Annotated in this window: 9 protein-coding genes; 2 read left to right on the forward strand and 7 right to left on the reverse strand. The window is 71.2% G+C overall.

The annotated features are described in order from the left end of the window. Positions 1 to 66: 66 nt before the first annotated feature. From ACIPAE_RS02925 to ACIPAE_RS02955, 7 genes are all read right to left on the reverse strand, one after another. Positions 67 to 975: an NAD-dependent epimerase/dehydratase family protein gene (locus ACIPAE_RS02925; RefSeq protein WP_402442468.1), complete on the reverse strand. Its 909-nt coding sequence runs from the start codon at positions 973 to 975 to the stop codon at positions 67 to 69. 12 nt (positions 976 to 987) lie between these two features. Continuing rightward, positions 988 to 3,210, reverse strand: a complete 2,223-nt coding sequence (locus ACIPAE_RS02930) for an FAD-dependent oxidoreductase (RefSeq protein ID WP_402442470.1) — start codon at positions 3,208 to 3,210, stop codon at positions 988 to 990. A gap of 7 nt (positions 3,211 to 3,217) precedes the next feature. After that, a complete protein-coding gene (locus ACIPAE_RS02935; RefSeq protein WP_366409751.1) occupies positions 3,218 to 5,515 on the reverse strand; it encodes a hypothetical protein in 2,298 nt (765 codons plus the stop codon). Positions 5,516 to 5,593: 78 nt separating this feature from the next. Then, positions 5,594 to 6,475: a carbohydrate ABC transporter permease gene (locus ACIPAE_RS02940; RefSeq protein WP_328467234.1), complete on the reverse strand. Its 882-nt coding sequence runs from the start codon at positions 6,473 to 6,475 to the stop codon at positions 5,594 to 5,596. Then, positions 6,472 to 7,431: a carbohydrate ABC transporter permease gene (locus tag ACIPAE_RS02945; RefSeq protein ID WP_402442473.1), complete on the reverse strand. Its 960-nt coding sequence runs from the start codon at positions 7,429 to 7,431 to the stop codon at positions 6,472 to 6,474. The genes ACIPAE_RS02940 and ACIPAE_RS02945 overlap by 4 nt, the downstream gene beginning before the upstream one ends. Positions 7,432 to 7,437: 6 nt before the next feature. Beyond that, positions 7,438 to 8,787 carry an ABC transporter substrate-binding protein gene (locus ACIPAE_RS02950; protein ID WP_402442475.1) on the reverse strand — a complete coding sequence of 450 codons (1,350 nt, stop codon included), beginning with the start codon at positions 8,785 to 8,787 and terminating at the stop codon, positions 7,438 to 7,440. Positions 8,788 to 9,034: 247 nt separating this feature from the next. Then, positions 9,035 to 10,042: a LacI family DNA-binding transcriptional regulator gene (locus tag ACIPAE_RS02955; protein ID WP_328467240.1), complete on the reverse strand. Its 1,008-nt coding sequence runs from the start codon at positions 10,040 to 10,042 to the stop codon at positions 9,035 to 9,037. Between the two features lie 218 nt (positions 10,043 to 10,260). Between ACIPAE_RS02955 and ACIPAE_RS02960 the strand changes: the two genes are divergently transcribed. Next, entirely contained in the window at positions 10,261 to 11,403 is a 1,143-nt protein-coding gene (locus ACIPAE_RS02960; protein WP_329366466.1) for a mandelate racemase/muconate lactonizing enzyme family protein, read from the forward strand. Between the two features lie 105 nt (positions 11,404 to 11,508). Next, positions 11,509 to 12,522, forward strand: a complete 1,014-nt coding sequence (locus ACIPAE_RS02965; protein ID WP_402442479.1) for an acetylxylan esterase — start codon at positions 11,509 to 11,511, stop codon at positions 12,520 to 12,522. Positions 12,523 to 12,563 lie beyond the last annotated feature (41 nt).

Raw genomic sequence — 12,563 nt, forward strand, 5'->3', positions numbered from 1 at the left:
GGCGGACGGCGACCGCCCCCGCGTGGAACCCGCGTGGAACCCGTGCAGGACCCGTTCGGGACCCGCTCAGAACTCGATCAGCCGTTCCGCCGTGAATCCGAACAGCCGTCGCGCGGGCGCCGTGTCGACCGGTGCGGTGCGGCCGGGCAGGGGCCGCAGCAGCCGGGTGGTGGGGTGGAAGCGGCGCAGCAACTCCTCCGTGGGGAACGGGACGATGACCTCGGGCGCGCAGACGTGGACGGTGTGTGCGCCGGGGCCTGGTACGCCGAGTGCCAGCAGCGCGGCGCGGGCCGCGTCGTCGACCTCCAGATAGGTCCACAAGTCCCTTGCGCCGAGGTCCGGTTGCTCGGCGAGCCGGGCCGCGTGCGCGAGCAGCCGCTCCTCGAAGCCGCCGACGTACGGATAGCGCAGGCAGACCACGCTCATCGCGTGCCGCCGCGCCATCATCGCGGCGGTGAGTTCGTCGACCTGCTTGGACAGCCCGTACGGGTCCTCGACCTGGCCGGGCATGTCCGCGTCCACCGGGACGTACGGCGGGTGCGGGTCCGGGTCGGTGGTCCACGGCAGCCCGGTGGTGCCCCATGAACTGGCCAGCGCGACCTGCCGCACCCCGGCGCGCCCGGCCTCCTCCAACACGGTGAAGGTCGCGACCGTGTTGCCGGCGAAGACCTCCTGTGGGGTGTTGCGTTCGGGGGTCGGGATCGCCGCCAGGTGGATCACCGCGTCGGCGCCGTCCAGGGCCGCGCGTACGGTCGCGGGGTCGGCCGCGTCACCGGTCACCACCAGCCGCGCACCGAGACCGCCGAGACCGCCGGGACGGCCAAGGTCGCCGAGACCGCCGAGGTCGCCCGGATCATCCAGGACCAGCGCGTTCGCCTCGATGCCGCGCGCCGCGAGCAGCGCGAGCACCGCCCGCCCGATCCGCCCGGCGGCCCCGGTGACCAGCACTCTTCTGACCCGGATCTCGGCGGTCACCGCCAACCCCCCTTACGCGTAGGCCCGTACGGCGACGATGTGCGCCGACGCGGCCCCGTTGGTCGACTCGGCCACGATCCGTACCGCCGAGGTGGTGACCGGCTCGTCCAGGACCAGCGTCCTGCGGCGGCGCCGGTTGTCCGTCACCCGCGCCAGCACCCGCCAGGAGTCCGGGCCGTCCGGCACCTCCACCCGGTAGTCGCGCAGCAGCGTCGGGATCGTGTCGAACGGGGTCCTGTGGTGGTGCAGGTTGATCAGGTCCTCGTTGACGTCGTCATCGGCGACGATGTCGATCCGGCCCAGCTCGACCGGCTCGGGCCAGGCCAACTCCAGCCAGGCTTCGCGGGATTCGCCCAGCGGCTGCGACACCCACATGTGCGGGCCCGCGTACGGCCGGGCGTATCCGTCCACCGCCCTGCCGGGTGCGAAGGCGGCTGTCTCCCCGGCCCGCAGGCAGAAGGTGCGCCGCAGCAGCCCGGTGTCGGCCCACTCCCGCAGCGGCTGCGGCGACTCGTCCTGCGGCCGCAGCGGCACCCGGGTGAAGCACAGCACGCCGGGCGTCGGCCGGTCGGCGACGCGCAGGGCGAGACCCGGGGCGGCGCGTACGACCGCGAAGGCGTTGCGCGGGGTGTCCGGCGCCCACTCCAGGCCGGTCTTGACCCACTGCCCGTGCCCGGCCGCGACGTCGAGGGACACTGTGGCGACCAGGCGGCGCGGCACGTAGTTCTGGCCGAGTTCCGGGTCGTACAGGTCGACGGTCAGTACGGTGTCGTGCTCGGCGTCCACCAGCAGTTCGAGGCCGGTCAGCGCCGGGTCGACCGGCAGGACGATCCCCGCGTCGGCGGTCAGCGGCCAGGTCTCGTCAGGGGTGTCGACGGTCAGGTCGCGCATGGTGGTCGAGGCCGTGGCGGTGGCGCGAAGGGCGAGGTCGGCCGGGTCGTCGGAGGCGAGCCCGATCACCGAGGCGTCCTCGCGCAGCAACGCCCTTTGCAGCAAGGTCACGTCGAGCTCGCGCGGGGCGATCCCGCGCTCCGCGCAGAGCGCCGCCGCCGTGCCCGCCGCCTGGCCGATCGTCGCGCAGGTCGCCATCACCCGCGTCGAGCCGAACGCCACATGGCTGGCGGAGATGTCGCGCCCCGCAAAGAGCAGGTTGGCGGTGTTCACCGAGTACAGGCTGCGGTACGGGATGTGGTAAACGCCGTCCGCGTAGCGCTGCTTGGCGCCGGCCGCCGTCGAGTACATGCCCTGCGGCGGGTGCAGGTCGATGGACCAGCCGCCGAAGGCGACGCGGTCGGCGAACTCGGTCTGGCCGAGGATGTCGCCCTGGTGCAGGACGTAGTCGCCGAGGAAGCGCCGGTACTCGCGCTTGCCGGGCAGCGAGCCGACCCACTCCAGGGTCATGGTGTCGGCGTCGAACTGCCCGGAGTTCTTGATGTGGTCCCAGATGCCGTAGATCACCGACCACAGCTCGTCGCGGATCTGCTCGTTGTCGTGCACGGTGTCCAGCTCGCCGCCGAACTCGATCCACCAGTACGCGCAGCCGTTGTCGCCCGCCTTGATGATGCGGCGCTGCGGGATGGACGTGGTGCTGATGTCCTTGGCGAAGTCCGGCGGCACGTACTTCACCGGCCGCCCCGCGTCCTTGGTGTAGAACAGCAGCGTCGAGCCGAGCGTGATGTCGTCGGCGGTCTCCGGCGCCCACGGCTCCCCGTACTCCGCGCGGGCCTCGCGGCCGATGCGGTGCCGGGCGCCGGCGAGGTAGCCGATCAGGCCGTCGCCGGTGCAGTCGAGGAACACCTCGCTCTCGAAGCGGATCAGCCGCTCCGAGCCCATCGTCCAGCCGGTCACGGCGGTGATCCGGCGCGCGTCGTCGGGCCCTTCGGCGTCGACCTCGCGTACGTCGGTGTTGAGGTGCAGCGTGATGTTGGGCTCGGCCCGCACGGCGTCGAGCACCACGGTGTCCCAGTAGTACGGATTCCCCTCGGGGTTGCGGAACTGGTTCTCCACGAACAGTTCGCCCATGACGCCGCCCTCGCGGGCGTGGTGGTTCTTGCCGTGCCCGGTGGCGCCGCACACCCACACCCGGACCTCGCTGCTCGAATTGCCGCCGAGCATGGGCCTGTTGTTGATCAGGGCGACGGACCGGCCCAGCCTGGCGGCGGCGATCGCCGCGCAGACCCCGGCCAGGCCGCCGCCGACGACGGTGATGTCGTGCCGTACGGTTTCGTTCCTCATGGCGTGCTTACTTCCAGTCGGGGTCGGCGGCGAGGCCGTAGTAGACGCGGGGCGCGCCGTCCAGGGTGAGCGTGACCTTGCCGCCCGCCGCGGTCAACGTGCTCTCCTGGCCGATGCAGTTCAGCTCGCGCACCGTCCCGGCGACGGTTCCGGAGTGGGCGACGACCTGCGTCTTCGTGGTCCAGGTGTCGGTCCAGGGTTCGGGCGAGGCCCACCAGGAGTCGGTGCCGTGGTCGGCGTTGAGGACGTAGCCGTCCTTGCGGGTCCACAGGATCGAGATCGGCCCGGCGGGGCTGGTGAACAGCAGGCCCTTGACGTCCGGGTCGCCGAAGACCAACGGGCGGACGTACTCCGCCTGGTCCAGGACGCGCGCGGCCGTCGCGTACGCCAGCAGCGTCGGCTTGGCGCTGGTGTCGCGGTTCATCATGCCGCTGTGGAACTCGACGTCGTCCGGGTTCGCCTCCTGCGGATGGTGCACCGTCGAGTCGTGCAACTGGTACCAGTTGACGCCCCGCACACCCTCGGACTTCGCGAGCGCCAGGCTGAGCAGCACGTTCTCCGCGGCGTGCCGGTAGGTGTCGTTCCACCAGGAGTTCGGCTTGGTCGGGGCGTACGCCTCGGACATCCACAACTCCTTGGTGCCGTACTCGGCGATGACCTCCTTGGCCTTGCGCAGTGCGCCGAGGAAGTTCCAGTACGTGCCGGTGTCGCCCAGCACCCACTGATCAGGCGTGGGGGCGTAGTCGGCGGTGAAGTTGCCGCGGCCGGGGTGGAAGGCGAACGCGTCGATGAGGTCCCATCCGCCCGCGGCCTTGAAGTTGGCGGTCCACACGTAGTCCATGCCGCCGAGGCCCGCGTTCATGACCTTCATCGTCGACCCGGCCGCCGTCAGCCGGTCGGTGACCTGGCGCAGCCCGTCACTGACGTAGGCGTCGGCGCCCCGGCCCTGCATCCAGGGGGCGTTCACCTCGTTGCTGACCTCGAAGTACTCGGCGTCGGCGGCGATGGCCGTCGCGGTGTTGGTGTCGGCCCAGGCGGCGATCTGGTCCGCGCTGCCGCCGGTCGGGATGCCGCTCAACTCCACGTTGTGGTGGATGCCGTTGGCGTCGAGGGTCGCGATGTCGATGCCGGGCGCGCCCGCGTAGGCGATCCGGATGCGCCGCACACCGATCAGCTTCAGCAGCCCGAGCACATCGGCCTCGGTCGGCTTGAGCAGCCAGGGGTAGTTGGCGAGGCCGAACATCGACTCGCTGCCCGCCTGGTAGGCGAAGTCGGGCAGCACCGAGAGATTCGTGCGGGCCAGTGCCGTGTCGCTGCCGCTCTGGACGCTCACCTCGGTGAAGACGATGCCCTGGCCGGGTGCGGTGATCGGGAAGGAGGCGTCCCAGCCGGCACCCGCGGCGAGCGTTCGGGAGTCGGTGCCGCCCGCGATCCGGTTCCCGGCGAAGTCCCGCGCCCACCAGGTCAGGGTGACCGGCTTCGCGGCCGAACCGCCGTTGGCCACCTGCGCCTTGAGGGTCATGGTCTGCCCGGCGCTCTTGTAGAGGTTGAACGGCTGGTCGGTCCACACCTCCACGCCCAGCGGGCTGCCCGCCGCCAGCACCCCGGCGCCGCGCGGCCGCAGGTCGCCGAAGACGAGATCCACGGTCGTCGTGGCGGCGCCCGTACCGGTCGAGGCGCCGGGCGTGTGCAGCCAGGTGGCGGTGGTGTAGGCGGAGTTGCTGGCGGCCAGGCAGAAGAAGCCCTTGGTGTCCGCCCACGTCTCGGCGTACGCGCAGCCCGCGTTGACCTCGTACGGGATGCCGCCGCGCGGGTCCTTCGTCCACGCGGTCAACGCCTCGTAGGACTCGGGCGCGCTGGGCGACTGCACGGTGCGGGCGACCATGAACCCGGTGGGCGTCAACGTGTCCGAGCCGCTGACCTCCCAGGACATGTGGGCCTTGTGCGCGCTGACGTCGAAGGTGCCGAGCACGGTGACACCGCCTGCGCCGCTGCCCATGGTGTAGGTGATCCGGACGGCGGGGCGGCCGTCCGCCAGCGTGATCAGGGCGGGCGTCCCGCCGTAGGTGCGCTGCTGGCCGAGCACGCTGTCCTTGAACATGAAGTGGCTGATCAGGACCCGGTCGGTGCCCGAACCGGCCGATCCGTCGCTGATGAGGACGCTGCCGTCGCTCTGAGCGGCGAGCGTGATGCCGTCGGCGGTGACGGTGACCGGGTCGGCGGCGTGCGCGGGGATCGCGGGAAGCAGCGCGGCGCCGGTGGCGACGGCCGTGCCCTGGAGGAATCTGCGGCGTGCGACGGACATGGAGGTGCCTCTCTCTTGTCCCGAAGAGAAGGTGCGGGGATGAAGCGGTCGGGCGGGGGTCCGGGGGGCCGGGTGTGCTCAGCCCTTGACGCCGGTGAAGCCGAGCCCGGCGACGATGTACTTCTGGCCGACGGCGAAGACCAGGACCGGTGGCGCGACCGCGAGCACCATGGCCGCGATGAGCTGGTCCTGCGGTGCCTGGGTGGCGAGTTGGGAGAGCGCGACGCTGATCGGCTGCTTGTCCGGATCGGTGAGCGCGACCAGCGGCCAGATGAAGTCCTTCCAGCTGTGCATGACCGCCAGCAGGCTGATCACGGCGAGCACCGGCCTGCTCATCGGCAGCACGATCCTCGTCAGCAGCTGCCAGGTGTTCGCCCCGTCGACCCGTGCCGCGTCGAAGAGCTCCCTGGGCAGCGCGTCGAAGAACTGCTTGGCGAGCAGCACCGTGAAGCCGTTGGTGCCGGCCGGCAGCCAGATCGCCCAGTACGTGTCACCGAGGTTGAGGTGCAGCAGCGGCACGTCGATGACCGTCATGAAGAGGCTGACCATGTTCACCGTGTACGGCACGAACATCGTGGCGAGGATCGCGCCGTAGACGGCCTTGCCGAAGCGCGGTTTCAGCACCGACAGCGCGAAGCCGGCCGTGGCGGAGACGAAGAGCTGCACGAACCATGATCCGCCGACCACCAGGAAGGTGTTCATCAGATAGCGGCCGACGCTCAGATCGGTGTACGCCGTACGGAAGTTGCCGAGGCGCGGCCGGTCGGGCCACAACGCCAGCGGGTGGTTGGTGAGTTCGGTGGGCGGGGAGACCGCGCCCTTGAGCATCCAGTACAGCGGCCCGATGCCGATGAGCAGCAGAAGCAGCAGCGTCAGCACCTGGATGGAGCGCACGGCCGCGCGCACACCGGGCCGTTGCCGGTCGTGGGCGGAGACGAAGGTGGTCAGCGGGGTGGTCATGACTTGCTCCAACCGCGGGTGGCCCGCAGATAGACCGCGGACAGCAGGCCCAGGGCGAGCACCATCAGGAAGGACAGCGCGGCGGCCTGCCCGTACGCGCCGTCCTGGAAGGCGTAGCGGAAGATCAGCAGCAGCACGGTCAGCGTCGCGTTGTCCGGGCCGCCGCCGGTGAAGACGTACGGCTCGGTGAAGACCTGCACGGTGTTGATGAGCTGCACCAGCAGCAACAGGCCGATCACGGAACGCAGTTGGGGAAGCATGATGTGCCAGATCCGGCGCCAGATGCCGGCCCCGTCCACCTCGGCGGCCTCGTACAGCTCGCCCGGGATGCCGACCATCGCGGCCAGGTAGATCAGCACGGCGCCGCCCATCCCGGCCCAGGTGGCCTCCAGGACCAGCGAGAGCATCGCGGTGTCGGAGGACTCCAGCCAGGTGTACGGACCGAGGCCGACCTTGCCGAGCGCGGTGTTGAACAGACCGCTGCCCGGGTCGTAGAACCACTTCCACAGCAGGATCGCCACCACCGGCGGGATGACCACCGGCAGGTAGACCAGGAAGCGGTACACCCCCGCGCCGCGCCGTACCGTCGACATCACCGCGGCCAGGATCAGCGGGGCCGGGAAGCCGATCAGCAGGCCGAGGCCCACGAAGAACAGCGTGTTGGTGACGGCGGTGGACAGCAGCGGATCGGCGAAGACGGCACGGAAGTTGTCGAAGCCGACCCAGACCGCGGGGTCGACGAGGTTGGTCCGCTGGAAGCTGAGCAGCAGGCTGCGGACGATCGGCCACCAGGCGAACAGTCCGAAGACCAGCACGGCGGGGAGCAGGAACAGCCAGGCCGTGAACTGCCTGCGGGCGGCGGTGCCGCCGCGCCGTCGGGCCGGCCGTCCCGCGGCCCCCTCGGCGGGGTTGTGGGGCGCCTTCGCGCCGCGCTGGGAGTGCGTGAGCAGGCTCATGACCGGCTACTTCTGGTTCGACTGGTCAGTGGCGAGCTTGGCGTTGACGTCCTTCTCGGCCTTCGCGAGCAGCGCGTCGATGTCGGCGTCGCGCTGGGTGAGCACCGCCTGCACCACCGGGTCGAGCGCGGCGTAGAGCGTCTGCGCCTCGTACGGCGGCTCCGGCTTGAGTTCGAGCTTGCCCAGGCCCTTCGTGTACGGCGCGAAGTTGTCGAGCTTGACGTTGACGTACGGCTTGATCGCCGCGTTGATCGCGGTCTGCCGCGCGGCGTCGAAGACCGGCAGCGTCGGTACGCCCACCGCGGACTTGGGGTCGGCGGCCAGCGACTTGGCCTGGCTCACGGCGGTGGCCGTGCTGTACTGCGGCTCGGCGTAGGCGAAGATCAGCCACTTGACGGCGGCCGCCGCGTGCTTGGTGTCGGCCGACTTCGGCACCATGTAGATGTCGCCGCCGGTGAGGGTGGCGTTGCCGCCGGACTGCGGCATCGAGGCGACGGCGAAGTCGTCGGTGTGCTCCATGCCGAACTGCGTCTTGGCCAGCCGGAAGGTGCCGGGGCTGCCGATGAACATCCCCGCCTGGCCGGCCGCGAACTGCCGGATGGCGTCGTTCTGGTTGTTCAGCAGATTCCGGCCGAGGGAGTCGTCGCTCCAGCGCATGTCCTTGAGCAGGCCGAGCGCGTTCTTCGTCGCCTCGCCGGTGAGGGTGGCGGTGTACTTCCCGCCCTGCTGCGCTTCGAGATCGCCGCCGAACGCGTAGGAGAGGATGGCCAGTTGCCAGCCGCCCTGGCTGTCCTTGGACTCCTGGACGAATCCGGCCTTGCCGGTCTTGGCGCTGATCGCCTTGGCGTCCGCCCGGACTTCCTGCCAGGTCGTCGGCGGCTTGTCGGGGTCGAGCCCGGCCGCCTTGAACAGCGCCCGGTTGTAGACCAGACCCTGGGCGTACGGATTCTGCGGGACGCCGTAGACCTGGCCCGCGCTGTCGCTCAGCGGCTTGAGGACCTGCGGGTTGAACTCCTTGAAGTGGCCCCAGGACCGGAGCTGGCTGCTGATCGACTGCACCTGCTTCTGCTGGATCAGCCGCTGCGGCTCGGTGAGCGGGACCTTGATGACGTCCTCGACGTTGCCGCCGGCCAGCTTGGCGGAGAAGGTCAGCGGGTCGAAGACCGTCGTGGAGCCCTTGACCTTGATGCCCGGATTGGCCTTCTCGAAGTCGGCGACCTGCTGCTTGAAGAGCTTCAGCTCGGCCTTGTCGGTGGCGGGGGGCATGCCCTGGACGCGGAGGATGACGTCGCCGCCGCTGCCGCCGCCGGACTTGCTCGGGGTGAGCGCGGAACAGGCCGTGAGAGTCACGGTCATGGCTATGGCGGTACTGCCGAGCAGGGCCGCATTACGGTATTGTCTGGACATTTCGTCTCCACGGAGGGCAGGGTGAGGTCGGGGCGGGGTGCCTTGCCGCGCAGGGGGTCTCGGAGGCGGCCACCGGGTTGTACGGCGGGGCCGGCGCGAGGGTCGGCGGCGTGAACGGCGGGAGCGCCGCGGGGGGTCGGCGGCTGGTACGGCGGGGCGGTGGGGCCCCCGCGAGGACGGCGGGTGGACGCGGGGGTCAGCGCGTGGGCGCGGGCCCGGTGGACGCGCGGGGGACCAGCCGGGAGCCGATCTCCGCGAAGGGGGTGTCCTCGGCGTTGCCGGCACCGCCCGTACGGCGGTCGGCGTGGCCCGCGATCGTCTCCAGGAGCAGGTCCGCCGCCCGGGTGGCGACCTCCTCCGGATCGATCCTGATGGTGGTGAGGCTGGGGGTGGAGACCGACGCGAGCAGGGTGTCGTCGATGCCGATGACGCTGACGTCGCCGGGCACGCTGACGCCCAGGCTCGCCATCTGGTGCAGCACGCCGAGGCCGACCAGGTCGTTGTGCGCGAGGACCGCCGTCGCCCCGTGCGCGGCGACCAGCGTGGCCGCCAGCACTCCGGTCTCGAACCGCGGCTCGTACGGGCCGAGTTCGACGAAGGAGATGTCCTGCGCCTCGAACGACTCGTGGATCGACTTGCCGCGGCTCAGCTCGTCCCGTGAGGCGTTGATGAACACGCAGCGCCGGTGGCCGTACGCGCGCAGGTGCTCCACCGCCTGCGCGATGCCGGCCGACAGCGAGATCCGCACCTCGGGGATGCCGGGCACATGGCGGTTGACGACCACCAGTGGCATCTGGTCGGCCAGTTCGCGCAGCCGGTCCTCGGTGAGCGTGGAGGCCCACAGCACCAGGCCGTCCACCCGCTTGGAGACGGCGGCGATCGCCTCCAGCTCGTCCGCCTCGCGCTCGTCGCTGTCGGTGACCAGCACGGTGTAGCCGAGCCGGCGGGCGCGGGCCTGCATCGCCTTGACGATCGGCGGGAAGAACGGGTTGGCGATGTCGGGGATGATCAGCCCGAGCGTGCCGGTGCCGCCGCCGCGCAGACTGCGCGCCGCCGGGTTCGGCGCGTAACCGAGCTTGGTCGCCGCCTCCAGAATGCGCTGCCGGGTCTTCTGCTGGACCTGCTCCGGTGCCGTGAACGCGCGGGAGACCGTCGAGACCGAGACGCCCGCGGCACTGGCCACCTCCCGGATCGTGGTTGCCACGGACCGCCTCCTCGCATCATCGCCGCCCGGAGCCTCGCTGCTGCCGGATGCCGTGGATCTTTGCGAACGTTCCCGGAGGTGTCAAGAGTGTTTCCACAAGGAAAATCCTGAGGGCGGTAGGGCCTTGCGGAACGGCACGGTCATTGCGGATGATGCGTTCTCAGCACGCCTGATGGTGTTGCGGGAACGTTTTCATAGCAGTCTCACGGAGGAGCGGGATGAAGATCACCGGCCTGGAAGTGCTGACCCTCCCCGACCACGGCGACAGCATGATGCTGGTCGTGGTCGACACCGACGAGGGCATCCACGGCCTGGGCGAGGTCGGCATCAGATCCCGGCAGAAGGCGGTGGCCGGCGGGCTGGAACATCTCGCGGAGCTGATCGTCGGCGAGGACCCGCGGCGGATCGAGCGTCTGTGGCAGGTCATGTTCCGGCGGGGCTTCTTCCCGGCCGACCGGATACTCGGCGCCGCCATCGCGGCCGTGGACGTCGCGCTGTGGGACATCCGCGGCAAGGCGCTGGGCGTGCCGGTGCACGAACTCCTCGGCGGCGCCGTACGGGACTACGTCCCCGCGTATGTGCACGTCGGCGACGACTACCACGACCGCGAGCGGTTCCTGGACCGCTGCCGCGCACTGGTCGCCGAGGGATGGGGCCATCTGCGCTTCTCCGCGCCGCACGACCCGGGCGACATCCTGGACGCCCGGCGCTGCCTGCGGGACACGGTCAGCCTCTTCCACCAGGTGCGGGACGCGCTCGGCGACGACACCGAACTGATCCTGGACGTGCACACCCGGCTCGACCCGCCCGAGGCGGTGACGCTGTGCCGCGAAATCGAGGCGGCCCGCCCGTACTTCGTCGAGGACCCGCTGCGCTGCGAGAACCCCGACAGCTACCGGATGCTGCGCTCCCGCACCGGAGTTCCGCTGGCCGCGGGCGAACAGTACGGCTCCAAATGGGAGTTCAGGACCCTGATCGAGGAGGACCTGATCGACTACGCCCGCGTGGACGTCGGGGTCGCCGCGGGGCTCACCGAGGCGAAGAAGATCGCGGCGATGGCGGAGGCCCACCACATCAAGCTCGCCACCCACAACCCCCTCGGCCCGGTCACCGCCGCCTCCTCCCTCCAACTCAACCTGGCCTGCTCGAACATCGCGATCCAGGAGCACCAGACCGACCCCGAACCGGCCATCGCCGCACTCTTCGCCACCCGCCCCACCATCCGGCCCGGCCGCGTCCTTTCCACCGCCCTCCCCGGCATCGGCGTCACCCTCGACCGCGAAGCCGCCCGCCGGTACACCGCGACCGCGGCCGAACGCCCCCATCTGCGCAACCCGGACGGCGCGTTCACCAACTGGTGACGGTCGCCCGCCGAGGAGCGACGGCCGGCGGCCGGGGGTGTGCGCCCCCGTCCGGGGGCGCGCGCCCCCGGCGGCAGTCAACCGACCCCACCGCGAGGAGAGTTCATGGCGCGCCCTGACGCACCACCCCACACAGCCCCGTTCCCCTTCGACCCGACCTACGGCCACGACCTCGCCGCACTCCGCGCCGTTCCCGGCCCCGCGCACGAGCCGGACGACTTCGACGCGTTCTGGCGCGACCTGTACCGGCGGGCCCGGGACGTCCGGGTCGACGCGCGGATCGAGGAACGGCTGCCCGACGGGTGGCAGGAAGCCGCGCTCGAAGGGCACCAGGCCGGCGCCGCCGCCGTGGAGGCGTACCGCGTCAGCTACACCAGCCTCGGCGGGGTGCGGCTGGGCGGCTGGCTCACCGTGCCCGCGACGGGCGAGCCGTGCCGCGGCGCGGTGATCGCCCATGGCTACGGCGGGCGGGCGGCGCCGGACCCCCGGCTGCCGATGGACGGCGTGGCATCCCTCCAGCCGTGCCTGCGGGGGCTGCCCGCGCTCAGCTCATCGCCCGCCGTCACCTCCCCGCACGTCCTGCACGGCATCGCGTCGCGCGAGACCTACGTGCACGGCGGGTGCGCCGCCGACGTGTGGTGCGCGGTGACCGCGCTGCACGACCTGGTCCCGGCCCTCCGCGGCCTGCGGACGGACTTCCAGGGCTCCAGCTTCGGCGGCGGCATCGGCGCGCTCGCGCTGCCGTGGGACGAGCGTTTCGCCACCGGGCAGTTGACCGTGCCCAGCTTCGGCGACCATCCCCTGCGGGTCGGCCTGGAGTGCCGGGGCAGCGGCGCGCAGGTCCGTGAGCGATGGCTGGCGGACCCGTCGGTGCTGGAGGTCCTCGGCTACTTCGACGCGGCCACGGCCGCCCGCCGCCTGCGCATCCCGGTGCACGTCGCCGCGGCGCTCCTGGACCCGGCGGTGCCGCCACCCGGCCAGTTCGCGGTCTTCAACTGCCTGGCAGGACCCAAGGAGTTGCACGTCATGCCGTTCGGCCACTGGCCCGACCACCCCGACCACCAGGCCGTCCAGGACCGGTTGCACACCGCCATGCGCGCGTTCTTCGCCCGGCCCTGACCCGATCCCGACCTCGCCGCCGCCGCCTGAGCCTGCCCGGG

The organism is Streptomyces sp. NPDC087270, from assembly GCF_044744625.1.
GTDB lineage: Bacteria > Actinomycetota > Actinomycetes > Streptomycetales > Streptomycetaceae > Actinacidiphila.